Source organism: Pseudomonas putida (assembly GCF_028682395.1).
GTDB lineage: Bacteria > Pseudomonadota > Gammaproteobacteria > Pseudomonadales > Pseudomonadaceae > Aquipseudomonas > Aquipseudomonas putida_AB.
The window spans coordinates 19,905-44,660 of sequence record NZ_JANHLC010000009.1 but is presented as its reverse complement, the minus strand read 5'-3'; the positions used below and the strand labels follow the sequence as shown (position 1 = coordinate 44,660).

Below are 24,756 nucleotides of genomic sequence, written 5' to 3'. Positions count from 1 at the left end.
TGCGGCCTGCCGTGATCCTTCTTTAGTCAGTGGAGCGTGCCGTTTATGGCTCACGAACTCTATACCCGTACCAATCAGAAAATGTTCTATGCAGGCCTCGCCCTCGAAGCGCTGGGCAAGGCCGAGCAGAGTCGCGCCATGAACGCCCTGGCGCTGGTTCAGGCCGAGCGTGAGGCGGCGCTGTTCCATCTATATGGCGCTTTGCTTGGGCTCTGCCATGAGATCGCGGGCTTCTACCGATTGCCCCAGGCCAATGCGCCGCGCGCCGAGATGTTGCTGACGCGTGAGGTGCTGGAAGCGATTGCCATCCCGGAAATGGCCGAGTTGGTGGAGTTGGCGCAGCAGCCGAATACCTGGCTGGCCCAATTGATCAGCGCCCATGCTGCGCTCTACCAGCCGCCGCAGGCACCCAGAAAGGTCAAGGGTGATGTCACTCAGCCGTTGATCGTGGCGGTTAGCCTGGATGAAGAGTCGCCTGTTCCATTGAGTGGCGAAGAATTGGAAAGCTGGCGCCAGAACCTGAAGAGCCTGGCTCTGCGTTTTCGAGAGGGCCTTAGTGAGTGCTGAGCCCCAATTGATGCTGTGTGGTGAGTGACTGGTAGGCGTAAGGAAGCGGTATGGGATTGGACTCACATAACAAGCGTCTGCAGACGTTGATAGAAGACTCTGATGCGCTCATCGATCAGTCAGAGTCAACGCATGACCTGCTTCAGGTCATCGGCCAGGTACGTGATTTTGGTGCGCCGCTGGCGTTCAATAACACCACTCCCAAGGTATTGATTACGCTGGGTGTGCTATTTCTTCTGGCCGCCATTCTATTTATCCCTCTGGTACTGGTAGGGATCATCCTGATTGTTATCGGCTGGCGGAAAATAAGTAAGCGCAGTGGGTTGTTGGAGGCGCTGTCCGCAAAAATCTTGGCCAATTGTGCATTGTTTACCAACGATTTGCAGGATATGACGGGGCTTGCCCCGATCACCCTGGTAAATTTTCTGAGTGAGTTTCGCGATTTTAATCGAGGCACTTATCAGCGCAATATCGTCGAGTTGGTACAAGGGGTTTACCCAGGTGATACGCATGCCATCCCTTTTATCTATAGCCACTTCCACTTTGTGGATGAGCGTACTGAAACCTATCGAGTCTCTGATGGAAAGGGTGGCAGCACCACCAAAACGCGAAAGGTCTACGACCACTATCACCGTTATAGCCTGGTGGTCGACTTTGCTTGGGTCAGGGATGTGACTGTACGTGGCAATGGTGGCGGATCGATAGATCGCGAGTATGACTGGGACAGCACCTCGGTTGACTTCAATCGTGCCTTTAAGCTGACAGGGGACAGTGAGATGGCCTGCGCCAAGTTCTCTAAACCCGCGACCATCTTGCACTTGTTGCATATGCAGAACGAACTTAAGTCGCCGAACTTTGAATTTTCAGCCAATGGCAGGCTTTGTTTAAGTTTCGATAATGCGGACTTGATGCATTGTGAGGCCGACGGAAGCCTTAAGGAACCTGCAGTTTTCTATGATTCGATCGCCCAGGGGGTGGCCCTCCCGCGATTGTTTTCAGCGCTGGCGTTGGTCCATAAACTGGCCGAATTGCATGATGATAATTTCAATCTCCCAAAAAACAATCGACGGACCCAGGAGTCGCAGTAAATGGAAGTGATCATTATCCTGATCGTGGTGGGTGTGACTGCCCTGATCTATTACAACAAGATTGTGAGGGGCCATAACCGCGCTCAACGGGCTTGGTCAGATGTGCTGGTGTATGAGCGGCAGAAGGCCAAGGTGCTTGATGCGCTTGAGGTACAGGCCAGCAGCTTCAAGGAGTATGAGAGCGATGTCCTGCAGAAGGTCGTGGCGCTGCGCTCGGCAATTGGTCGGTTGCCGCAAGACGCGAATGGCGAGGCGCTGAAGGATGTCGAGTCACAAACCCGTGGTCTGATTGGTGGCGTGAATATAGCGTTTGAAGCTTACCCCGACCTGAAAGCCGCTGGCATTGTGAATAACCTGATGCGAGAAATTGTCGAGCAGCAGGAAAACGTCGGCGCTGCCGTGACGATTTTCAACGGCAGTGTGGAGGCATTCAACAACCTCGTTCAGATGTTCCCGGGCTCGCTGGTTAATCGCTGGATCAACAAGAAGGCGGTTATTACACCGTTCTCTGATGCCGTCGCCTCGGCAGGTTTTGACTACAAGCCGAATTTCTAGGAATCGGATGCTCTGGCGGTCAGCCCTCGCTCGGCCGCCCATTCATTCGTGTGAGATATCCCTACAGCGGTCGTTCATCAGTCTGCAAAGAAACCGTCGTACATCCCAAGCGATTTCACATGGATGGCTGATATAATGCGCGCCTTTCGTGGAGAACAGACCTAATGCCAACGTCCTTTCTAGAAATTGTCGAGTTACCTGACGGCCGAATCGAGCTGCGCAGGGCTGAGGACGAGGGTTCTCTGGTCACGCTGGATTTTTCCGAAGATGCCAAAGCATTTTTGCAGGGGCAACACGTCGAGGTGGCCAAGGCCATGCTTAGCGTGGGGGTGCAGATGGCTGGGCGCTTGGTTGAGGGCGAAATCGAAAAAGACGACGGCCCTCGAGTTCTCCACTAAGACCGTTGGTCTTTTTTTACTGTCGTTTATTTCTGCATGATGGCTTCTCTGTTCTGGAGAAGCCCTGCGTTTGCCGCGCAGATAGATTTTTTCTTGACGCTTACACCGATCAGCCCAAACGAATGTTCAGGCTCTGGCCTTCGCCTGTCTTCGCGGCACTAATCAGTTGCTGGCGCGCCGAGGCGCTGAGGGGATTGATCCAGCTGACCACGGTATGGCTGCGGCCCAGGCGCAGTGCTTCGCAGGTGAGCTGAAAAGCACTCTGTTTGCCGCTCGGGTGCAGTAGCAGGATGCGTTCGCGATTCAGGCCGGCTTCGCGTAACCAGGTCTGGGTAAGGCTGGTGGGAGGCGCAATCAGGGTGAGCCAGCGCGCGCCCTGGTCTTCGCTCAGTTCGCGCAGTATCGGCGCAAGCAGGCTCAGGCAGTTCCCCGTGGCACCCCGTAGCGATAGCTCGCTGAAGACTTCAGGTTCTGCAATCCAGGGCGAGTCGACGACCTCTTTGAGGATTGGTGCCAAGGGCTGAGCCATAAAGGCTTCGAACAACGGAAGTTGGGCGTGCTGGGGTGCCTGGGGGAACTGCATGACATCTCCTTTAGCGGCGAATGACGCCGACACTCAAGCCTTCGATAACCAGGTCCTGGTCTTTCAGGTCGACCTCGATCGGGGCGAACTCGGGGTTCTCGGCAATTAGCCAGACCTTGCTGCCTTCACGTTTGAAGCGCTTTACCGTGACTTCGTCACCGATGCGCGCAACCACGATCTGGCCATTGCGTGCTTCGCGGCAAGTGTGCACGGCCAGCAGGTCGCCATCGAAGATGCCGATATCCTTCATGCTCATCCCGTGGACGCGCAGCAGGTAATCTGCCCGGGGATTGAAGAAGGAGGGGTTGATGTTGCAGGACTCTTCGACGTGCTGCTGGGCCAGAATGGGAGCGCCTGCGGCGACGCGACCAATGATCGGCAGCGTGGATTCGTCAGCCTTGGCTTCGAAGCCGGGGATGCGAATGCCGCGCGAGGCGCCGGGAGTCATCTCGATGGCGCCCTTGCGAGCCAGGGCCTTGAGGTGTTCTTCCGCGGCATTGGGTGACTTGAAGCCGAGTTCGAGGGCGATTTCCGCACGGGTGGGCGGGTAGCCGTTGTCTTCGAGGCAGCGTTTGATGAAAGCCAGAATCTCTGCTTGGCGTGGCGTCAGTTTTAGCATCTCGATCGCTCTGTCTTTTTATACAGTGACTGGGATTATATACAGTGAATCGGCCTTGGCAATCATCCTTTTGGGTCGCGCGGCGAATGGTCGTCGCGAGACGGGCGAGAAGGCTGGCTACAGGCCCCGGGTTGTATGCTTAAATACTTGACCGTACGGCCGCGAAGCGGATGGTCAGACTTGACAATGACAGGGCTGAAACGTATGTTTCAAACAAGTGTTTGTCAGGCGGAATAATCATGGCCCAGTCGGAAACCGTAGAGCGCATTCTCGATGCCGCCGAACAGCTGTTCGCGGAGAAGGGTTTTGCCGAGACGTCGTTGCGTTTGATCACCAGCAAGGCGGGGGTCAATCTGGCAGCGGTGAACTATCACTTCGGTTCGAAGAAGGCCCTTATTCAGGCGGTGTTCTCGCGCTTCCTGGGGCCATTCTGCACCAGCCTGGACCGCGAACTGGAGCGTCGCCAGGCCAAGCCCGACAGCAAGCCCAGCCTGGAAGAACTGCTGGAGATCCTGGTTGAGCAAGCCTTGGTGGTGCAGCCACGCAGCGGCAACGATCTGTCCATTTTCATGCGCCTGCTAGGCTTGGCATTCAGCCAGAGCCAGGGGCACTTGCGGCGTTACCTGGAAGACATGTACGGCAAGGTTTTCCGTCGGTACATGTTGCTGGTCAACGATGCCGCTCCGCGTATTCCCCCTATCGAATTGTTCTGGCGCGTGCATTTTATGCTGGGTGCGGCGGCGTTCAGCATGTCCGGTATCAAGGCGTTGCGCGCTATTGCCGAGACCGATTTCGGCGTCAATACGTCCATCGAGCAGGTGATGCGCCTCATGGTGCCGTTCCTCGCCGCAGGTATGCGGGCCGAGTCGGGCGTTACCGATCCGGCCATGGCCAGCGCGCAGTTGCGCCCACGTATCAAGTCAACTCCGGCGCTGGCCAAGGCCTGACGCACGGCTGGGCGCCGCGGCCGCGATCCGCTAAGCTTGCGGCCCATGCTGAATCTTTCTTTACCCATTCCATTCGGTATTTTCCCCGCTCGGTGTTGGCTGGCCTTTTTTCGCGGTCACACGCTGGCGCTGTGTACAGCCGTCTTGCGTTTTTCTTCTTGCCCAATGCGCTGGGCCCTGGCCCTTTGGGGAGGGCTATTGCCTTTCGCCCGTGGCAACGCCGTGCGCGCTTACTTTAAGGATTTTCCATGACTTCAGCCTTGCAAGGCTCCTTGATGGTGGACGTCGCCGGTACCTGGCTGACGGCCGAAGACCGCCACCTGCTCCGTCAGCCGCAAGTGGGCGGGTTGATTATTTTTGCCCGCAATATTGAACACCCGCGCCAGGTTCGCGAGTTGAGCGCGGCCATCCGCGCCGTGCGTCCGGACCTGCTGCTGGCGGTAGACCAGGAGGGTGGGCGGGTCCAGCGTTTGCGCCAGGGCTTTGTGCGTCTGCCGGCAATGCGGGCCATTGCTGACAATCCCAATGCCGAGTACCTGGCCGAACAATGCGGCTGGCTGATGGCGACCGAAGTCCTGGCGGTTGGCCTGGACCTGAGCTTTGCCCCGGTGTTGGACCTGGACTTCCAGCGTAGTGCCGTGGTCGGCAGCCGTTCTTTCGAGGGCGACCCCGAGCGGGCAGCGCAACTGGCGGGTGCGTTTATTCGCGGCATGAACGCGGCTGGCATGGCGGCCACCGGCAAGCACTTTCCCGGCCATGGCTGGGCGGAGGCTGACTCCCATGTAGCGATTCCCGTGGATGAGCGCAGCCTGGATGACATTCGCGCCAATGACCTGGTGCCATTTGCCCGGCTGAGCCGTCAACTGGGTGCGGTCATGCCGGCCCATGTGATCTATCCGCAGGTCGACAGCCAGCCAGCCGGCTTCTCCCGACGCTGGTTGCAGGACATCTTGCGCGGCGAGCTGCAGTTTGATGGGGTTATTTTCAGTGATGACCTGTCCATGGCCGGCGCCCATGTGGTCGGCGACGCCGCCAGCCGGATCGAGGCCGCGCTCTCCGCCGGCTGCGATATGGGGCTGGTCTGCAATGACCGGGCGGCGGCAGAGCTGGCCCTGAGTGCGGCGCAGCGGCTCAAGGTCACGCCGTCCGCGCGGATCGCGCGCATGCGCGGCCAGGCATTCGCTTCCACGGACTACCGCCAGGCGCCTCGTTGGCTGGCGGCCATCGGCGCGCTGAAGGATGCCCAGTTGCTTGACTGAGCCGGCGACGATCGCCGGTTTTTCGCTCAGTGAAAATGGCGAGCAGGCTTTGGCCTGTTCGTTTTTTTTTTTGCAGGTCAGCGGCTGTGCTTCTGCTTGGGCAGCGGTTCGAAGAGGGCTTCGATGTCCTCGTTCTGCAGTTTCCAGTCGCCATCCATGCGGCCATCCAGGACCCCGGCGGCCAGTTCGGATTTGTCTTTTTGCAGGAGCTGGATCTTTTCTTCCACAGTGCCGCGGGCAATCATTTTGTAGACAAAGACCGGTTTGTGCTGACCGATGCGATAGGCGCGGTCGGTGGCCTGGTTTTCGGCGGCCGGGTTCCACCAGGGGTCGTAGTGAATCACCGTATCGGCTTCGGTCAGGTTCAGGCCAACGCCGCCGGCCTTGAGGCTGATCAGGAAGATTTGCAGCTTGGCGCTCTGGAAGTCCTTGACCGGCGTGCGTCGGTCGCGGGTCTGGCCGGTGAGCAGGGCGTAGGCAATCCCGCGCTTTTTCAGCTCGATTTCGATCAGGCCGAGCATCGAGGTGAATTGGGAAAACAGCAAGATGCGGCGGTTTTCCGCAAACAGCTCTTCGAGCATTTCCATCAGGCTGTCGAGTTTACCCGAAGTACTCCCGCGTGCAGGCAGCGTGGCCTCGTTGACCAGGCGCAGGTCGCAGCAAACCTGGCGCAGCTTGAGCAGCGCTTCGAGAATGATGATCTGGCTACGGGCCACGCCTTTGCGGGTGATTTCGTCGCGCACCTTCTTGTCCATGGCCAGGCGCATGGTTTCGTAGACATCGCGTTGCGCTTCATTGAGTTCGACCCAATGGATGATTTCGGTCTTGGGTGGCAGTTCGGTGGCAACCTGTTCCTTGGTCCGGCGCAGCAGAAAGGGTTTTATCCGCGCATTCAGGTGTTGCAGTCGCTGTTCGCTGCCGTGTCGTTCGATAGGCACCCGATAGTCGCGATTGAACGCCTTGGCATCGCCCAGCCAGCCGGGCAACAGGAAGTGGAACAGCGACCACAGTTCGCCCAGGTGGTTTTCCAGCGGTGTGCCGCTCAGGCACAGGCGCTGGCGCGCATTCAGTTCGCGAGCGGCCTGGGCGGCCTTGCTGTTGGGGTTCTTGATGTACTGCGCCTCGTCCAGCACCAGGATGTGCAGGGGCAGGGCGGTCAGGCGCTCGATATCCTTGGGCAGCAGGGCATACGTGGTGAGGATCAGGTCGGCGTCGGCCAATTGCTCGAACAGTTTTTTGCGGCCCGCCCCATACAGCGCCACGACCCTGAGTTGAGGGGTGAAGTGCATGGCTTCGTCGAGCCAGTTGGGAATCAGGCTGGTGGGCATGACCACCATGCATGGGCGATCCAGGCGCCCGGCGTTTTTTTCGCAGAGGATATGCGCCAGGGTCTGCAGGGTCTTGCCCAGGCCCATGTCATCGGCCAGGATGCCGCCGACTTCCAGTTGGCGCAGCGACTGCATCCAGCTCAGTCCTTCGAGTTGGTAGGGCCGCAGGGTGGCATTGAGGCCATCAGGCGCGCTGACGCTGAAATCACGAATATCGCGCAGGCGTTGGGCGAAGCCGCGGATATGTTCGCCGCCTTCCCACAAAAGCGGCAGGCCTTCCAATGGGTTGAGTCGGATCGCATCGGCGCTGCTCAGGCGCAGGCGGGTTTCCCCGGGCTCCTGCGCAAAGAACTCGCCCAGTGTCGCCAGGACTGGCTTCAGTCGGCCATAAGGCAGGGCCACCTGCAGCGGGCCATGGCTGCCATTGGGCGCGGCGGGAATATTCACCAGGATCAGTTCGTCGTCGCGGCGCCTGGCCAGGCGCTCGGGGTTGAGCAGGTCGGTATGGGAGCGCACCAGGTTGAGCAGAATCGGCAGCAGGCTCAAGCGTTCGCCATTGACGATAATCCCCAGTTCCAGGTCGAACCAGTCGCGTTCGGGCGCTTCCTCGACGGTGGCATACCAGTCCTCGACGCTGCTCAGGTCGAAGCCGAAATCGTCGTCGATCTGCAACTCCCAACCCTGCTCGCGCAGGCTGGGCAGGACATTGAGAGTGAAATTCAGCCAGGCGCTGTCATTGACCATCTCGAACAGCTCGCCGGCAGTCTCCGGCAGGGCCTTGCTCTGGCGGGTGGCGATTTTGAAACCCAGTTCGCGCAGTTGTTCGCGGTACTGTTGTTCGACCTGGGGGTGACGCTTGATGCGCAGGGTCTGCTGCTCCTGGCGCAACAGGATATCGCTGTTTTTCTGGCCGCTGGCGTACTCGCCCAGGTAATTGAACGAGAGTGCGGCGCGGTGCTGGATATAGCGTTGCATGCGGCCGTTGCGTGGCTCGAAGGCGCTGAACTCGACACTGGCCAGCCACAGTCGGGGCTTGGGCAGTACGTCTTCAACCAGGTGTTGCGGCAAGGCCGGCGGGTGGCGGGCGTCAAGCACTGCCTGGAGTTTCTCCAGCAATTGCGCATCCTTTTCCGCGGCCGGGTAAGCCAGTGCCTCCTGGACCTTGAGCAGCACCGCCGCCACGTGCTTGCAGTGGTTGCGGACCGGGCAGGTGCAACTGGCGTCCACCAGCAGCAAGGTGCCCTTGGCCGATTCACGCAGGTGAATGGTCTGGCGGTAAACGCTGTCGCTGGAGCCCTGGCAACTGGCGGTGATGGTGCTGTCGCCGGCCTGGACGATCCTGACACGATTCTCCAGGGCGTAGCGTCGGCCGCGCTCCAGGCTTTGTTCCTTGAACCGGCTGACCCAGGACGGTGCGAGCGGTTTGGTCAGGGCGAGCGCGGGCGGCGATGGCATGGCAGCGCGGTTCAGTCCGGAAGGCCGAGCGGCGCTGCGGTTTTGGGCGGCGCGTTCAGGGGGGTGACCTTGAGCAGCAGGGCCAGGTGACCATTGTCGATAAAGTTAAGCTCGCCGTTCTTGGTGCGGCTGCTTTGCTTCAGGCGCTCGCTGGCGACAATCATGCCATTGCCGTCGAACTGGTTGACCCAGAACTGCGCGTCGACATCGGTAAAGCGCCCAAGCGCCAGGCCCAGGGTGCCTTCGATGGGGTGCTGGCCGAACTGCTCCTGGCCGCTGCTGATCGCAATCGTAGTGGGCTCGCTGCCCAGCGCCTGCTGCCAAGCCTTGTGCAGCAGCACGCTGTAATCCGGGCTGGCGGCCAGCTTGTTGGCGATGTCGTCGAGGCTGGTGCGACGCTCGTCCTGCGGGCTAAGGCGCGCCGCGCCGGCTGCCCAGTTTTCCGGGGCCGGCTGGGTGTTGAACGACGGTACCGCGTTCTGTCGGATCAGGATCATCTCGACCTGGTACAGGTCATCGGCACGGGCCACCGAGGAGAGCTGCAGCGCCAGCAGGGACAGCAGCAGGGTCAGTGAACGAATAAGGCGCATCGGGCGTCCTTCAGGCTGTTTTCGGAGTGAGGCGCTCAAACAGCGCCTCCAGTGTATTAAAGCGCTCTTCGGCGCGTTCCATCGGCACCATGAACTTGAACAGCGTGGCCCCTTCGAACTTGTAGCGGTTGGGCTGGCCCTGGATCAGCTTGATCAGCACCAGCGGGTCTACCGGAGTGTCCGAGGCAAATTCGATACGGCCACCCTGCGGGCCGGCGTCGACCTTCTTGATCCCCAGTTGCTCGGCCTGCAATTTGAGCAGGGTCAGGCGGACCAGGTTCTTCGTCGGTTCGGGCAGCAGGCCGAAGCGGTCGATCATTTCCACTTGCAGGTCCTTGAGCCCCTCTTCATCGGCCGCCGAGGCGATACGTTTGTAGAGGATCAGGCGCGCGTGCACATCGGGCAGATAATCTTCGGGAATCAGCGCCGGCAGACGCAGGTTGATTTCCGGGCCACCACCCAGCGGCTGGTCGAGGTTGGGCTGCTCGCCCTTGCGGATGGCTTTGACGGCCCGCTCGAGCATTTCCATATAAAGGGTGAAGCCGACGGCTTGGATCTGTCCGCTCTGACCATCGCCCAGCAACTCGCCAGCGCCGCGGATTTCCAGGTCGTTGGTGGCGAGTACAAAGCCCGCGCCCAGGTCCTGGGTATTGGCGATGGCTTCCAGGCGCTTTTCCGCGTCCGGGGTGATTTGCTGGCGCGGCGGGGTCAGCAGGTAGGCATAAGCCTGGTGGTGACTGCGCCCGACTCGGCCGCGCAACTGGTGCAACTGGGCCAGGCCGAACTTGTCGGCCCGCTCGATGATGATGGTGTTGGCGCTCGGCACGTCGATGCCGGTCTCGATAATGGTCGAGGCGATCAGCACGTTGAAGCGCTTGTGATAGAAGTCGCTCATCACCTGCTCAAGTTCGCGTTCGCGCATCTGCCCGTGGCCGATGCCGATACGTGCCTCGGGCACCAGTTCAGCCAGGTCGGCGGCGCATTTTTCGATGGTCTTGACGTCGTTGTGCAGGTAATAGACCTGGCCGCCGCGCAACAACTCGCGCAGCAGGGCTTCCTTGACCGTGCTTTTGTTCTGCTCCATGACGAACGTGCGCACCGACAGCCGGCGGGCCGGCGGTGTGGCGATGATCGACAGGTCGCGCATGCCCGAGACCGCCATGTTCAGCGTGCGCGGGATCGGTGTGGCGGTCAGGGTCAGGATGTCGACTTCGCTGCGCAGGGCCTTGAGCTGTTCCTTCTGGCGCACGCCAAAGCGGTGCTCTTCGTCGATGATGACCAGGCCCAGGTTCTTGATCTTCACATCGTCCTGCAGCAGCTTGTGGGTGCCGATCACGATATCGATCTTGCCTTCGGCCAGGTCGGCGACCGCGGCATTGATTTCCTTGGCCGACTTGAAGCGGCTCATCACCTCCACGGTCACCGGCCAGTCGGCGAAGCGGTCGCGGAAGCTGTTGTAGTGCTGTTGGGCGAGCAGGGTCGTCGGCACGAGGATGGCAACCTGGCGGCCGCCATGTACCGCGATAAAGGCTGCACGCATGGCCACTTCGGTCTTGCCGAAGCCCACGTCGCCGCAGACCAGGCGGTCCATCGGCTTGGGCGCGAGCATATCGGCGCGCACCGCTTCGATGGCCGTTTGCTGGTCCGGGGTTTCCTCGAACGGGAAGCCGGCACTGAAGGTTGCATAGTCGGCCTTCGGATCGGCAAACGCATAGCCTTCGCGGGCGGCGCGGCGGGCGTAGATATCCAGCAATTCGGCGGCCACATCGCGAACCTGCTCGGCGGCTTTACGCTTGGCTTTCTGCCAGGTTTCCGAGCCCAGGCGGTGCAGCGGGGCGAGGGCGTCGTCGCTGCCGGTGTACCGGGCGATCAAATGCAGGTTGGCTACCGGCACATAGAGCTTGGCGCCTTCGGCGTACTCCAGGGTGAGGAATTCGGCGGCCTGGTTGTCGATCTCCAGTGTCGCCAGGCCCAGGTAGCGGCCGACGCCATGGTCGATATGCACCACCGGCGCGCCTTCGCGCAGCTCGGTCAGGTTCTTGATGACGGCATCGTTGTTGGCGTCGGCACGTTTTTCCCGGCGCCGGCGTTGCATGACTCGCTGGCCGAACAACGGGCTCTCGGCGACCAGCGCCAGGGCCGGGTCGTCGAGCAGCAGGCCTTCGTCCAGCGGGGCGATGGTGATCGCCAGGCGCTCACGGCTGGCGACGAAATCGGGCCAGCTGTCGACGGTCTTTGGCCGTAGCTTCAGGCGTTCGAGCAGTTCCAGCAGGACCTCACGGCGCCCGGCCGACTCGGCGGTAAACAGTACGCGTCCAGGGAACTGGTCGAGGAAGTCGGCAAGCGCCGCCAGGGGCTGGTTGGCCTTGGCTTCAATGGCCAGGTTGGGCAGCGGCTGGGCCGGGAAGCGTTCGCGACCGCCGCCGGCGTCGATGTCTTGCTGGCTGGCGACCACGCGCGGCCAGCTTTTAAGGCGAGCGAAGCAGTCTTCCACCGGCAGGAACAGCTCGGCGGGCGGCAGCAATGGCCGTGCGGGGTCGATGCGGCGCTCTTCATAGCGATTGCGCACATCGGACCAGAAGTTCTCGGCGGCCTGTTCGATGCCGGGCAGGGAAAACACCTGGGTGTCCTGGGGCAGGTAGTCGAACAGGGTCGAGGTATCGTCGAAGAACAGCGGCAGGTAGTACTCGATACCGGCCGGGGTAATCCCGCTGCTCAGGTCCTGGAAGATCGGGCAGCGCCGGAAGTCGACGTCGAAACGTTCGCGAAAGCGCGCTTTAAAGCGGGTTACGGCGTCCTTTTGCAGCGGAAACTCCCTGGCGGGCAGCAGGCGTACCGATTCGACCTTGTCGATGGAGCGCTGGTTTTCCGGGTCAAAGGTGCGCAGGGTCTCGATTTCATCGTCGAACAGATCGATCCGATAAGGCAGCTTGCTGCCCATCGGGAACAGATCGATCAGTGCGCCGCGTACTGCGAATTCGCCATGCTCGTAGACCGTGTCGACGCAGCGGTAGCCACTGGCTTCCAGGCGCGTACGCATCTGCTCGACATCCAGTTTCTGGCCGATATCCAGGACCAGGCTGCTGCCGAGCAGAAACTGCGTCGGTGCCAGGCGATGTAGGGCCGTGGTGATCGGCACTACCAAAACGCCATGGGTCAGCTCCGGCAGCCGGTACAGGCTGGCGATGCGCTGGGAGATGATGTCCTGGTGCGGCGAGAACAGGTCGTAGGGCAGGGTTTCCCAGTCCGGGAAATGCAGCACCGGCAAATCCGGGGCGAAGAAACCCAGCTCCTGTTCCAGTCGCTCGGCACTTTGGCTGTCGGCGGTCAGGAGCAGGGTGAAGCGCTTCGCGGCGCTGGCAGCCTCGGCGATGGCCAGGCTGAGGGCGGCACCGGGCAAATTGCCCCAGTGCTGTTTACCTGCGGCGGCAGGGAGTAGCGGTAGACGCAGAACGGGCACGGAAGGTTGAGCTCCAGCGTTGCGACAAAGTCGGCAATTGTAGCGGGCGCAGACCCCGGCTGTCAGTTGCAGACTGCCCTGGCAGCCATGCAATGTATCTCGCGACAGGCGCGCATTGCTCCGCAGACCACTCGGCGGCATAATGTAGCCCCTTTTTTCAGCCCCTACATGTGGAAGGTTCCCGTGACTCAGAAGCCCGACCAGTGTCTTGGTGAATGGATCGACCGTGAAGCACTCGCAGAAGCGATGATTCCGCTTATCGGTCAGCTTTACCGCAATAACAATGTGGTTAGCTCGATCTATGGCCGCAGCCTGATCAACCAGTCTGTCATCGCGATTCTCAAAGCTCACCGCTTTGCTCGCCATCGCCAATCCGACGATGTCGAACTGTCCGTCCACGAGACTTTCCCGCTCCTGAAGGCGATGAGCGAGCTCAAGCTCGGTGCCGCTTCGGTGGACCTGGGCAAGCTGGCCGTCAAATTCAAGGCTCAAGGCAACGGCCGCAGCGCCGAGCAGTTCGTGCGTGAAGAACTGGCCGACGTCGTGGGTCAGCAAAACGCTGCGGCGCGCAAGGGCACTGATGTTGTGCTGTACGGCTTCGGTCGTATCGGCCGCCTGCTGGCGCGCATCCTGATCGAGAAAACCGGTGGTGGCGACGGCCTGCGTCTGCGTGCCATCGTGGTGCGCAAGGGCGCCGAGAATGACCTGACCAAACGCGCCAGCCTGCTGCGCCGCGACTCGGTCCATGGTTCGTTCAACGGCACCATCACCATCGACGAAGTCAACAACACCATCACCGCCAATGGCAACCTGATCCAGGTTATCTACGCGAAGAGCCCGACTGAGGTCGACTACACCCAGTACGGCATCAAAGACGCACTGCTGGTGGACAACACCGGTGTGTGGCGTGACGCCGACGGCCTGGGCCAGCACCTGGCTTGCCCGGGTATCGACCGTGTGGTCCTGACCGCACCGGGCAAGGGCAAACTGAAGAACATCGTTCACGGCATCAACCATGCCGAGATCACCGCTGACGACAAGATCGTGTCCGCCGCTTCCTGTACCACCAACGCCATCGTGCCGGTGCTCAAGGCTGTGAATGACAAGTTCGGCATCGTCAACGGTCACGTTGAAACGGTTCACTCGTACACCAACGACCAGAACCTGATCGACAACTTCCACAAGGGCGATCGCCGTGGCCGCAGTGCTGCGCTGAACATGGTGATCACCGAGACCGGTGCTGCCACCGCTGCTGCCAAGGCCCTGCCTGAGCTGGCCGGCAAGCTGACCGGTAACGCGATCCGTGTGCCGACGCCGAACGTGTCGATGGCCATTCTCAACCTCAACCTTGAGAAAGCCGCCACCCGTGAAGAGATGAACGAGTACCTGCGCTACATGGCGCTGCACTCCGACCTGCACAAGCAGATCGACTTCGTCAATTCCCAGGAAGTGGTTTCCACCGACTTCGTGGGCTCGCGCCACGCTGGCGTTGTGGACGCTGAAGCGACCATCTGCCAAGACAACCGCGTTGTCCTGTACGTTTGGTACGACAACGAATTCGGTTACAGCTGCCAGGTTGTTCGCGTGATGGAAGACATGGCCGGGGTCAACCCGCCTGCGTTCCCACGCTAAGCAGCCAGGCCGCTCGCGAGTTCGCTTGCTCCTGCAAAAAAACGCCCCGACTGGTTCGGGGCGTTTTTTTTTGTCGCTGCTCAGGCGTTGGCGGCGGCCTGCGCCGCGCGCCGTTCGTGACGGTTGCCGCCGCACAGCACCAGGGGCGCGCCCCCAGCACTGTCGCAGCACTGAGGCGGATGCCCGCTGCTGCCTGCGCGGTGGCAGGCTAGGGCGGGCCGAGCAAGGCTTCGCGTAGCGTCGGCGAGAGACCGTCGGGCCCGAGCCAGATGGCCAGGTAGGCGGTGGCCAGTTCCGGGTTTGCGCTACTGAAAATCACCTGGCCGTTGCGTTCCAGATCCAGCCCGCGACCATTGCGATAGTCGAGGGCGTAGCGATCGCCGACGCGGATGTTCTGCAGGCTGGTGTGCAGGCGCTGCACGTCGTTCTGCAGGCGCGCCAGGCGGGCCGGTTCCTGCTGGCGTTGCAGGGTGGTGTTGGCCGCCTTGATCACATCGCGCCGGTCGATGGCATGCAGGTAATACAGTTCCAGGCGCTGGTCGCGCATTTGTGCAACCGCTTGTCGGGCACTGATGGCGGGTGGCGCATAGAAAGCGGCGGCGTAGACATCGATCCAGAGATAGGTGAGCACGCTCTGGCTCTTGCGCTCCAGCTGTTCATTGCCGTTGTCGCGCTGGCTGGCGAAGCGCGCCAGCTCGAGCGGGGCCGCTGCGGCCGTCAAGGCGCAGGCGTTGCACGCGAGCAGAAGGGAGAAGGCGATGTGGCGCATAATGGCTGGCCCTGGGTGGTGTCTGCTTTCAGGTTAGGCGTCTTAGTGGAGGTTCAGGGTTTTGTTGCAGCGATTTGTATTGTCGGTGATCGGGGTGGGGCTGTTGTCGAGCCTCTTGACGGCCTGTGGTCCGCGCGATCAGGTGCAGACCATTGGCGGTCCAACCATGGGCAGCACCTATACCATCCAGTATCTGCGCCATGCCGATGGCCCACCACCGGCGCAGGTCCAGGCTGAAGTCGAGGCGATTCTGGCCCAGGTTGACCAGCAGTTGTCGACTTACCGCAGTGACTCGGATATCGAGCGCTTCAACGCCTTGCCGGCCAATACCTGCCAGGCCATGCCCCCGGCGGTGTTGCAGTTGGTCGCCATGGGCGATCGCTTGTCCCGCGAAAGCGCCGGCGCATTCGACCTGACCGTGGAGCCCTTGCTCGATCTATGGGGCTTCGGCCCCCAGGGGCGCGAAGAGCAGGTGCCGGATGCCCAGGCCCTCGCGCAAGCGATGCGGCGGGTCGGATACACCCATCTGCGCATCGAGGGTGAGTTGCTGTGCAAGGACGCGCCGGTGCAGGTGGATTTCAACAGCATTGCCGCCGGCTATGCGGTCGACCGGATCAGTGCGCGGCTGGGCGAGCTGGGGATCGACAGTTTTCTCGCCGAAGCCACGGGCGAGCTCAAGGCTATCGGTAAAAAGCCCGATGGCTCGCCCTGGCGCGTGGCGCTGGAAGAGCCACGGGATGACCGCCAGGTGGCGCAGCGCATCCTGGCCATCGACGGTTATGGGGTTTCCACCTCGGGTGACTATCGTCATTACTTCGAGCAGGACGGCCGGCGTTACTCCCATACGCTCGATGCGCGCACCGGTGCGCCGATCACCCATGGCCTGGCGGCGGTGACGGTGATTCATGCTTCGGCATTGATGGCCGATGGCCTGTCGAGCTTGCTGTTGATCCTCGGGCCAGAGCAGGGCGAGGCCTATGCCCGGCGCCACGGTATTGCAGCGGTTTTTGTGGTGCGCGCAGAGGGTGGATTTGTCAGTCGCACCAGTGCGGACTTCGACAAGTTGTTTGCCGGTTCGACGGCGCAAGTGAAAGACCGATGAATCTGGTAGGGATTTGATTATGTAGCGCAGCAAAAAATAGCCTACGACGCGACCAAGGGTTAATGTGCGCGGCGTTGACGCTTCTATAGACTGTGTCCCGAGTTTTTTCGTCATGTCCGCTGGCCGCGGCATGATTTAGCCAAGGGTGCCAAAAGGGGTGCCTTGGCCTGTTCTGAGGAGTACGCATGGCTGTCTACAACTACGACGTAGTGGTACTGGGTTCCGGCCCGGCTGGAGAAGGTGCGGCGATGAACGCCGCGAAAGCAGGACGCAAGGTGGCGATGGTCGATAGCCGTCGCCAGGTCGGCGGCAACTGCACTCACCTGGGCACCATCCCGTCCAAGGCCCTGCGTCACTCAGTGCGCCAGATCATGCAGTTCAACACCAACCCGATGTTCCGGGCCATTGGTGAGCCGCGCTGGTTCTCGTTCCCGGATGTGCTCAAGAGCGCGGAAAAGGTCATTGCCAAGCAGGTTGCCTCGCGCACGGGTTATTACGCCCGTAACCGGGTTGATGTGTTCTTTGGCACCGGCAGTTTCGCCGACGAGCAGACCATCGAAGTGGTGTGCGCCAACGGCGTGGTCGAGAAGCTGGTCGCCAAGCACATCATTATCGCCACCGGCTCGCGCCCGTATCGTCCGGCCGATATCGATTTCCACCACCCGCGTATCTACGATAGCGACACGATCCTGAGCCTGGGTCACACCCCACGTAAACTGATCGTCTATGGCGCCGGGGTGATCGGCTGCGAATATGCGTCGATCTTCAGCGGCCTGGGGGTATTGGTCGAGCTGGTGGACAACCGTGGCCAGTTGCTCAGCTTCCTCGATTCGGAAATTTCCCAGGCGCTGAGCTACCACTTCAGCAACCACAACATCACCGTGCGCCATAACGAAGACTACGAGCGTGTCGAGGGCGTCGACAACGGCGTGATCCTGCACCTCAAGTCGGGTAAAAAGATCAAGGCCGACGCCTTGCTCTGGTGCAATGGCCGCACCGGCAACACCGACAAGCTGGGCCTGGAAAATATCGGGGTCAAGGTCAACAGCCGTGGCCAGATCGAGGTGGATGAGAACTACCGCACCTGCGTGCCGAACATCTACGGCGCCGGCGATGTGATCGGCTGGCCAAGCCTGGCCAGCGCCGCCCATGACCAGGGCCGCTCGGCTGCGGGCAGCATTGTCGACAACGGCAGCTGGCGCTTCGTCAACGACGTGCCGACCGGGATCTACACGATTCCCGAGATCAGTTCGATTGGCAAGAACGAGCAGGAGCTGACCCAGGCCAAGGTGCCGTACGAAGTCGGCAAGGCGTTCTTCAAGGGGATGGCCCGTGCCCAGATCGCCGGCGAGCCCCAGGGCATGCTGAAGATCCTGTTCCATCGGGAAACCCTGGAGATCCTCGGGGTACACTGCTTCGGCTATCAGGCTTCGGAAATCGTCCATATCGGCCAGGCGATCATGAACCAGAAGGGCGAAGCCAATACGCTCAAGTACTTCGTCAACACCACGTTCAACTACCCGACCATGGCCGAAGCCTATCGGGTAGCGGCCTATGACGGTCTAAACCGGCTTTTTTGAGCGGCTCCGGCCGGTGGCCTGAGCCGGCCGGGGAGACCGATTTCAGCTATTCCCAAGGGTGGCAGTGGCCAAACCGGGAAAGTCTGTAATCAGGCTATCTACGCCGAAGTCGGCGAGTCTGCGCATCAGCGCAGGCTCGTTGACTGTCCAGACCGACACATGCAAGCCCTGACGCTGCGCCTTGAGCAGCCGCTCCGGGGTGCAGAGTGTCCAGTTCAACGCCAGCATCTCGCAGCCATAGCTCTGGGCGACCTTCAATGGGTCGAGCCAGGCATACTCGGCTACCAGGCCGCGTGACAGGTCGGGTGTCAGGTCCAGGGCCGCCTTGAGCACTTCCCGGGAGCTGGAAGTGACCGTGACCTTGTCCAGCAGGCCGTATTGCTGGGCCAGTTCGCGGATTGCCAGAACCGTGGTGGCCGCGCGCGTGCGCGAAGCGCTCTTGACCTCTAGCTGCCAGTGTTCGAAGGCGCATTGCTTGAACAAGTCTTCCAGGCGTGGGATCGGGCAGGGCGTCAACCAGCCCGGGCCGCCCTTGCGTGCGTCGTAGGTCACCAGTTCGGCGGCGGTGTATTCGACCACCTTGCCGCGCCGGTCCGTAGTGCGCTTGAGGGTCGGGTCGTGGATGACCATCAACTCGCCGTCCTTGGACAGGTGCAAATCCAGTTCGCAGCGTTTCACCCCATGCTGGAGGCATTGCTCAAAGCTGGTCAGGGTGTTTTCCGGTGCTTCGCCTTTGGCGCCACGATGGCCATAAATCAGGGTCACGACTGCTCCTTCACGCAAATGAATCCTTCAGATAATCGGGGGGCCGGCTCAAGTGGCGTCGGGCTCGCTCTGTTCGCGGGCCAGGCGCCGCTGTTGTGCCTGCTTTTGCAGGATATAGCGCGCCAGCAACTGGCGTTGGGCATCGGTCAAGGATTCGAACTCGGTGCCGATCTCGAAAGTGCCAAAGCTCTGGGGTTCGCAGTGGGTGACCTTGGCGCGTAGCAACAGGCCCAGGGCCTGGGGCATCAGAACCAGCTTGATTGCCAGGTGACTGCCGGCCGGATACGCCAGGTGATGGCTGAACTCGATGCCGCCTTCGGAGATCCTGACCGGCTGCGGCTCGCCGAACTGGCCAAGCACGCTCTGGGCCATAACCTGGCCCAGCAGGTCGATGCGCTTGTTCATGACCTTCAGGTAGCTGGCCATGGTGCGGTCGCGCTCGCTGATCTGGCGCAGCAAAAGCTGGGACTCGAACTCGCTCAGGTGCAGTTCGCTCAGCAGATTGAAGAGTGGCGACGCATCCTGCAGCACATCCTTGCCTGCGGCTTCCGGGGCGGACAGGGGGCTAATTTCCAGTGCGATCATATCCTCGATACGATAGTATTCGCGGCGATCTTCTTCATCTAATGTCGACATGGTGAACCCATGGTAGCGGCGGTGTTCTGAGTGTAAAGCTGGTTACCGGACCCCGCCACAAGGACGTTCCTCTTTCCTTCGAACAAGCCCCGACATGTTCAGACCTCTCTTCGTATTTATTGGCACGCGTTATACCCGTGCAAAGCGCCGCAGCCATTTTGTGTCGTTTATCTCCCTGACCTCGATGATCGGCCTCGCCCTGGGCGTGGTGGTGATGATCGTGGTGCTATCGGTGATGAATGGCTTCGATCATGAGATGCGCACCCGTGTACTGGGCATGGTGCCCCACGCGACCATCGAATCCGGTGAGCCGATCAACGACTGGAAAAGCCTGGCCGCCAAGGTCAAGCAGAACCCCAAAGTGTTGGCGGTGGCGCCGTTCACCCAGATGCAGGGGTTGTTGACCAACAACGGCCAGGTGCAGAAAGTCCTGCTCAATGCCATCGATCCGGCCCAGGAGCATTCGGTCTCGATCATCGACCAGTTTATGCAGCAGGGTCAGCTCGATGCACTGGCGCCGGGCAGCTTCGGCATCATTATCGGCGACAAGGCGGCGACCAAGCTGGGCGTTGGCCTCGGCGACAAATTGACCTTTGTAGCGCCGGAGGTCAGCGTGACCCCGGCCGGCATGTTCCCGCGCATGAAGCGCTTTACCGTGGTCGGCATCTTCCATGTCGGTGCCGGCGAGCTGGATGGCTACCTGGGGTTGACCAATCTGGATGATCTGGCGCGCCTGCATCGCTGGAAGCCGGATCAGGTCCAGGGCCTGCGCCTCAAGTTCGACGACCTGTTCCAGGCGCCGCGCACCGCCTGGGAAATCGCCCAGCAGTTGGGTGAGAGCCACTTCTATGCGCGCGACTGGACCCGTACCCACGGCAACCTGTACCAGGCCATCCGCATGGAAAAAGCCATGATCGGCCTGCTGTTGCTGCTGATCGTCGCGGTGGCGGCATTCAATATCATTTCCACCCTGGTGATGGTGGTGAACGACAAGAAGGGCGATATCGCCATTTTGCGCACCCTGGGCGCCACGCCCGGGCAGATCATGGCGATCTTCATGGTCCAGGGCACCGTGATCGGTGTGGTCGGTACGCTGATCGGCGCCTTGGTCGGGATGTTCGCGGCCCTGAATGTCAGCGCCGCCATTGCCGGGCTCGAAAGCCTGATCGGGCATAAATTCCTCAACGCTGACGTGTACTTCATCGACTACCTGCCCTCGCAACTGATGGCCGAGGACGTCGTGATGGTCTGTGGCGCTGCGTTGGTCCTGAGTTTTCTCGCCACCTTGTATCCTGCCTGGCGTGCCGCGCGCACCCAGCCTGCGGAGGCGCTACGTTATGAGTGAGTTGGGCATGAGTGATAAAGCAGTGCTGAGTTGCCGCGACCTGGGCAAGTCCTACGAGGAAGGCCCGGAGTCGGTGGTGGTGCTGTCCGGCCTGCAGTTGGAGCTGCAGGCGGGTGAGCGCGTGGCGATTGTCGGCAGCTCCGGTTCCGGCAAGAGCACCTTGCTCAACCTGTTGGGCGGTCTCGATACCCCGTCAAAGGGCAGCGTCTGGTTGGCGGGCGAAGAGCTCTCGGCCCTGGGTGAAAAAGCCCGTGGGCAACTGCGCAACCGTGCGCTGGGCTTCGTCTATCAGTTCCATCACCTGCTGGCCGAGTTCACCGCGCTGGAAAACGTCTGCATGCCGCTGTTGATTGGCCGCACCGCGATTCCCGAGGCGCGCGAGCGCGCCACCGCGCTGCTGGAGCGCGTCGGTCTGGGCCATCGCCTGGAGCACAAGCCGGCCGAGCTGTCCGGTGGTGAGCGCCAGCGCGTGGCCATTGCCCGGGCCCTGGTCAATCGCCCCGGGCTGGTGATGCTCGACGAGCCCACCGGCAACCTCGACCACAACACCGCCCAGGGGATTCAGGACCTGATGCTGGAGCTCAGCACCTCGATGCGTACCGCGTTCCTGGTGGTGACCCACGATATGAGCCTGGCGCGCCAGATGGACCGTGTCCTGCATCTGGAAAACGGCCGCCTGGTCGCTATCTGATTTGCCAGGACCCGCTCCTCGCCGAGCGGGTCCCTCACTTTTTACGGTGGCCTGCGAATGTTCAGACCGTTATCCATTTTTATCGGCACGCGCTATACCCGCGCCAAGCGCCGTAATCGCTTTGTGTCCTTTATTTCGATGACCTCGATGATCGGCCTCGCCCTGGGCGTATTGGCGATGATCGTGGTGTTGTCGGTGATGAACGGCTTCCAGCGTGAAATGAGCTCGCGCATCCTCGGCATGGTGCCCCACGCGACCCTCGTCGGCGTGCAGCCCATCGACGACTGGCAGCCGGTGGCCGCCGCCGCGTTGAAGAACCCCGAAGTGACGGCCGCCGTGCCGTTTACCGAGATGGAGGGGATGTTGTCCTATAAGGGCGCCATGCAGCCGATTCAGATCAGCGGGGTTGATCCGGCCCAGGAAGGCAAGGTCTCGATTGTGGCCCAGCATATTGTCCAGGGGCGCCTGGAAGACCTGAAGCCGGGCGAATTCGGCGTGGTGATCGGTGAGATCACCGCGCGGCGCTTCCGCCTGAATGTCGGCGACAAGCTGACCCTGATCGTTCCCGAAATCAGCACGGCACCCGGCGGCATCACCCCGCGTTTGCAGCGCTTGAATGTGGTGGGGGTGTTCAAGGTCGGCGCCGAGCTCGATGGCTCCATGGCGCTGATTCATGTCGGCGATGCGGCCGCCATGTTGCACTGGCAGCCCAATCAGGTGCAAAGCGTGCGCCTGGCGGTCAAGGACCTCTATGCGGCGCCGCAGGTGTCCACGGCCATTGCGGCGTCCCTGGGCGAAGGCTTCAAGGCCGATGACTGGACCCATACCCAGGGCAGCCTGTTCAGCGCGATGAAGATGGAAAAGACCATGATCGGCCTGTTGTTGCTGATGATCGTCGCAGTGGCGGCGTTCAATATCATCGCGACGCTGATCATGGTGGTGAACGACAAGGGCGCGGATATCGCCATCCTGCGTACCATTGGCGCCACGCCCCGGCAGATCATGGCGATCTTTATGGTCCAGGGCACGGTGATCGGGATTGTCGGGACGCTGGTCGGTGGCGTGCTCGGCGTCATTGCCGCGTTGAATGTCAGTGAACTGGTGGGATGGTTGGAGCGCATCAGCGGCCAGCATATCTTCAGTTCGGATGTGTATTACGTCAGCAACCTGCCTTCCGAGTTGCAGGGCGGTGACGTGCTGCTGATCTGCTCGGCCGGTTTTATCCTGAGCTTTCTGGCGACGGTGTACCCGGCTTATCGTGCGGCGAAGATCGAGCCAGCCCAAGCCCTGCGGTACTCCTGAGTCTCGCCCCCTGGGGGCGAGCTCCTAGCGGGGTGGCAGCTCGATTATAAAGCGTGTCCAGCCCTGGGCCGATTCGCAATGAATCTGCCCACCGTGGGCACGAATGATCGAACGGGTAATCGCCAGGCCCAACCCCGCATGCTCGCTGCTTTCCTGGCGGGCTGGGTCGACGCGATAGAAGCGGTCGAACAGGCGCGGCAATTGCTGCGCATCGATACCCTCGCCACTGTTTTCCACGCACAGGCGTAGCCCTGATTTCAACGGCTCTATGCGTACCCGCACTTCGCCGCCGGGTGGGGTATAGCGCAGTGCGTTATCCAGCAGATTCGACAGCGCGCGGCGCAACATACCGCGATCACCGGCCAATTGCGCCTGGCCCTCACGGGTGAGCCGGACTTCGGCATCCTCGGCCAGCGGGGCGAAATATTCCAGCAACGCATCGACTTCATCGGCCAGTTTAAGCGGCTCGCGCGTCGGCATCAGCAGGCCGTGGTCGGCCTTGGCCAGGTAGAGCATGTCGTTGACCAGTTGGGCCATCCATTGCAGCTCTTCGAGATTGCTGTGCAGGGCTTCGCGGTAGTCCTCCAGCGCGCGCGGTCGCGTCAGGGTGACCTGGGTGTGGGTCAGCAGATTGGAGAGGGGCGTGCGCAGTTCATGGGCGATATCGGCAGAGAAGGCCGAGAGCCGTTGGAAGGAGTCGTCCAGCCGTCCGAGCATGGCATTGAACGCCTGGGCCAGCTCGGCCAGTTCGGCGGGCAGCTGGGCTTCGGGCAGGCGGGCGTTGAGCGAGTGGGCGCTGATACTGCGGGCCGTGCTGCTGATTTGGCGCAAGGGGCGCAAGCCACTGCGTACCGCCCAGGCGCCCAGCAGTGCGGTGGCCAGCGCCGATAGGCCGACGGTCAGCCAGATCAGGCGTTGCATACGTTGCAGGAAGTGTTGGTGGTGGGTGATATCCAGCAGCAGGCTCAGACGCGGCCCATTGGGCAGGTCGGGCTCCAGGGGGGCATTGAGTAGCCGATAGTCAGTGCCGGCGTGGTTCAGGGTGGCCAGTCCCTGGCCGGTGGGCAGGGTATCGTGCAGTTGCGGTGCGCGGTCGAACCAGATCCGGCCATCGGGGCCCTGGATCCGCAGGGTGAGGTCGGCCTGATGGGCGAGTTCTTCTTCCAGGCGATTTTGGCGCAAGGCCAGGCCCGCCGGATCGCGAGTGCCCTGGAGCGTGCTGCGCAGCACGGCCAGGCGGCTGTCGAGCAATTGCTGGTCGAGCTCGATAAAGTGCGCTTCGCTGGCGCGGCTGAACAGGACGCCGGCCAACAGTGAAACCACCGCCGTGCAGCCGGCGAACAGCAGCGCCAGGCGGCTGCCCAGGGACAGGCGGCGCATCAGGCGGGGCGCTCTTCGAGTACGTAGCCCATGCCGCGCACGGTGTGCACCAGCTTGTTCGGGTAGGGATCGTCGATCTTCAGGCGCAAGCGGCGGATGGCGACTTCGATCACATTGGTGTCGCTGTCGAAATTCATGTCCCAGACCTGGGAGGCTATCAGCGACTTGGGCAACACTTCGCCCTGGCGGCGCAGCAGCAGTTCGAGCAGGGCGAACTCCTTGGCGGTGAGGTCAATGCGCTGGCCGTCCCGTTCGACCCGGCGACGAATCAGGTCCAGGCGCAGATCGGCCACCTGCAGGCTGGTCTCCTGGGGCGTGCTGTTGCCACGGCGGAGCAGGCTGCGGACCCGGGCCAGCAGCTCGGAGAAGGCGAAGGGCTTGACCAGGTAATCGTCGGCGCCCAGTTCCAGGCCATGCACCCGGTCCTCGATTGCGTCGCGTGCCGTGAGAAACAGCACCGGCATCTCCAAACCGGCGCTGCGCACCGCTTGCAGGATCTGCCAGCCATCGCGACCGGGTAGCATCACATCCAGGATCAGCAGCGCGTAATCGCCGGTCAGGGCCAGGTGCTGGCCGGTGCTGCCATCGGCGACCAACTCGACATTGAAGCCGGCTTCGCTCAGCCCCTGGCGCAGGTATTGCCCGGTCTTGGCCTGGTCTTCGACGATCAGCAGTTTCATGGGGTCGCTCGCGGCAAGTGCAAAG

22 protein-coding genes are annotated in these 24,756 nt (G+C 61.5%); 12 read left to right on the top strand and 10 right to left on the bottom strand.

Going from position 1 to position 24,756, the window contains the following annotated elements; translation table 11 throughout:
* The first annotated feature begins 45 nt into the window (after positions 1–45).
* From NPS46_RS19710 to NPS46_RS19695, 4 genes are all read left to right on the top strand, one after another.
* Positions 46–567 (top strand): DUF6586 family protein, encoded by a 522-nt coding sequence (locus NPS46_RS19710; RefSeq protein ID WP_274110091.1) that lies wholly within the window; start codon positions 46–48, stop codon positions 565–567.
* 50 nt (positions 568–617) lie between these two features.
* Positions 618–1,655, top strand: a complete 1,038-nt coding sequence (locus tag NPS46_RS19705) for a hypothetical protein (RefSeq protein WP_274110089.1) — start codon at positions 618–620, stop codon at positions 1,653–1,655.
* Positions 1,656–2,210 carry a LemA family protein gene (locus NPS46_RS19700; protein WP_274110087.1) on the top strand — a complete coding sequence of 185 codons (555 nt, stop codon included), beginning with the start codon at positions 1,656–1,658 and terminating at the stop codon, positions 2,208–2,210.
* A gap of 164 nt (positions 2,211–2,374) precedes the next feature.
* Entirely contained in the window at positions 2,375–2,608 is a 234-nt protein-coding gene (locus NPS46_RS19695) for a hypothetical protein (RefSeq protein WP_166567309.1), read from the top strand.
* A 109-nt stretch (positions 2,609–2,717) separates the two neighbouring features.
* Here the strand turns inward: NPS46_RS19695 and sulA are convergent, their stop codons facing one another.
* Positions 2,718–3,191 carry an SOS-induced cell division inhibitor SulA gene (gene sulA / locus NPS46_RS19690; protein ID WP_274110084.1) on the bottom strand — a complete coding sequence of 158 codons (474 nt, stop codon included), beginning with the start codon at positions 3,189–3,191 and terminating at the stop codon, positions 2,718–2,720.
* 10 nt (positions 3,192–3,201) lie between these two features.
* Positions 3,202–3,810 (bottom strand): transcriptional repressor LexA, encoded by a 609-nt coding sequence (lexA, locus tag NPS46_RS19685; RefSeq protein WP_274110082.1) that lies wholly within the window; start codon positions 3,808–3,810, stop codon positions 3,202–3,204.
* A gap of 239 nt (positions 3,811–4,049) precedes the next feature.
* Here lexA and NPS46_RS19680 point away from each other — a divergent pair, with 239 nt between their 5' ends.
* A complete protein-coding gene (locus tag NPS46_RS19680) occupies positions 4,050–4,757 on the top strand; it encodes a TetR/AcrR family transcriptional regulator (RefSeq protein WP_274110080.1) in 708 nt (235 codons plus the stop codon).
* 260 nt (positions 4,758–5,017) lie between these two features.
* Positions 5,018–6,016, top strand: coding sequence for a beta-N-acetylhexosaminidase (nagZ, locus tag NPS46_RS19675; RefSeq protein ID WP_274110441.1), 999 nt, complete (start codon positions 5,018–5,020; stop codon positions 6,014–6,016).
* Positions 6,017–6,093: 77 nt separating this feature from the next.
* Here the strand turns inward: nagZ and NPS46_RS19670 are convergent, their stop codons facing one another.
* From NPS46_RS19670 to mfd, 3 genes are read right to left on the bottom strand one after another with little or no spacing between them, the layout of a single operon-like run.
* Entirely contained in the window at positions 6,094–8,799 is a 2,706-nt protein-coding gene (locus NPS46_RS19670) for a DEAD/DEAH box helicase (RefSeq protein ID WP_274110078.1), read from the bottom strand.
* An 11-nt stretch (positions 8,800–8,810) separates the two neighbouring features.
* Complete coding sequence (locus NPS46_RS19665; protein WP_274110076.1) at positions 8,811–9,389, bottom strand: CsiV family protein; 579 nt, start codon at positions 9,387–9,389, stop codon at positions 8,811–8,813.
* Positions 9,390–9,399: 10 nt separating this feature from the next.
* Complete coding sequence (gene mfd, locus NPS46_RS19660; RefSeq protein ID WP_274110074.1) at positions 9,400–12,849, bottom strand: transcription-repair coupling factor; 3,450 nt, start codon at positions 12,847–12,849, stop codon at positions 9,400–9,402.
* Between the two features lie 168 nt (positions 12,850–13,017).
* Here mfd and NPS46_RS19655 point away from each other — a divergent pair, with 168 nt between their 5' ends.
* Positions 13,018–14,481 (top strand): glyceraldehyde-3-phosphate dehydrogenase, encoded by a 1,464-nt coding sequence (locus tag NPS46_RS19655; RefSeq protein WP_274110072.1) that lies wholly within the window; start codon positions 13,018–13,020, stop codon positions 14,479–14,481.
* Positions 14,482–14,689: 208 nt separating this feature from the next.
* On the opposite strand, the gene NPS46_RS19650 is transcribed toward NPS46_RS19655, so the two are convergent.
* The gene (locus tag NPS46_RS19650; RefSeq protein WP_274110070.1) at positions 14,690–15,250 is read right to left on the bottom strand and encodes a chalcone isomerase family protein; all 561 of its coding nucleotides are present in this window, start codon (positions 15,248–15,250) and stop codon (positions 14,690–14,692) included.
* A gap of 166 nt (positions 15,251–15,416) precedes the next feature.
* Between NPS46_RS19650 and NPS46_RS19645 the strand changes: the two genes are divergently transcribed.
* Complete coding sequence (locus tag NPS46_RS19645) at positions 15,417–16,352, top strand: FAD:protein FMN transferase (protein WP_274110439.1); 936 nt, start codon at positions 15,417–15,419, stop codon at positions 16,350–16,352.
* Positions 16,353–16,537: 185 nt separating this feature from the next.
* Positions 16,538–17,932 (top strand): Si-specific NAD(P)(+) transhydrogenase, encoded by a 1,395-nt coding sequence (sthA, locus tag NPS46_RS19640; RefSeq protein ID WP_274110068.1) that lies wholly within the window; start codon positions 16,538–16,540, stop codon positions 17,930–17,932.
* A 42-nt stretch (positions 17,933–17,974) separates the two neighbouring features.
* Here sthA and NPS46_RS19635 read toward each other — a convergent pair whose 3' ends face one another.
* Both NPS46_RS19635 and NPS46_RS19630 read right to left on the bottom strand, forming a co-directional pair.
* On the bottom strand, positions 17,975–18,697 hold the full coding sequence (locus NPS46_RS19635; protein WP_274110067.1) for a glycerophosphodiester phosphodiesterase: 723 nt from the start codon (positions 18,695–18,697) through the stop codon (positions 17,975–17,977).
* A 48-nt stretch (positions 18,698–18,745) separates the two neighbouring features.
* Positions 18,746–19,333: a PilZ domain-containing protein gene (locus tag NPS46_RS19630; protein ID WP_274110066.1), complete on the bottom strand. Its 588-nt coding sequence runs from the start codon at positions 19,331–19,333 to the stop codon at positions 18,746–18,748.
* A gap of 94 nt (positions 19,334–19,427) precedes the next feature.
* Here NPS46_RS19630 and NPS46_RS19625 point away from each other — a divergent pair, with 94 nt between their 5' ends.
* The 3 genes from NPS46_RS19625 to NPS46_RS19615 are packed head-to-tail and all read left to right on the top strand — an operon-like array spanning position 19,428 to position 22,671.
* Complete coding sequence (locus NPS46_RS19625; RefSeq protein ID WP_274110065.1) at positions 19,428–20,678, top strand: lipoprotein-releasing ABC transporter permease subunit; 1,251 nt, start codon at positions 19,428–19,430, stop codon at positions 20,676–20,678.
* 7 nt (positions 20,679–20,685) lie between these two features.
* A complete protein-coding gene (gene lolD / locus NPS46_RS19620; RefSeq protein WP_274110064.1) occupies positions 20,686–21,369 on the top strand; it encodes a lipoprotein-releasing ABC transporter ATP-binding protein LolD in 684 nt (227 codons plus the stop codon).
* 57 nt (positions 21,370–21,426) lie between these two features.
* Positions 21,427–22,671, top strand: coding sequence for a lipoprotein-releasing ABC transporter permease subunit (locus NPS46_RS19615; RefSeq protein WP_274110062.1), 1,245 nt, complete (start codon positions 21,427–21,429; stop codon positions 22,669–22,671).
* A gap of 24 nt (positions 22,672–22,695) precedes the next feature.
* Here the strand turns inward: NPS46_RS19615 and NPS46_RS19610 are convergent, their stop codons facing one another.
* Both NPS46_RS19610 and NPS46_RS19605 read right to left on the bottom strand, forming a co-directional pair.
* Positions 22,696–24,051, bottom strand: a complete 1,356-nt coding sequence (locus NPS46_RS19610) for a heavy metal sensor histidine kinase (protein ID WP_274110060.1) — start codon at positions 24,049–24,051, stop codon at positions 22,696–22,698.
* Positions 24,051–24,731 carry a heavy metal response regulator transcription factor gene (locus NPS46_RS19605; protein ID WP_274110059.1) on the bottom strand — a complete coding sequence of 227 codons (681 nt, stop codon included), beginning with the start codon at positions 24,729–24,731 and terminating at the stop codon, positions 24,051–24,053. The genes NPS46_RS19610 and NPS46_RS19605 overlap by 1 nt, the downstream gene beginning before the upstream one ends.
* Positions 24,732–24,756 lie beyond the last annotated feature (25 nt).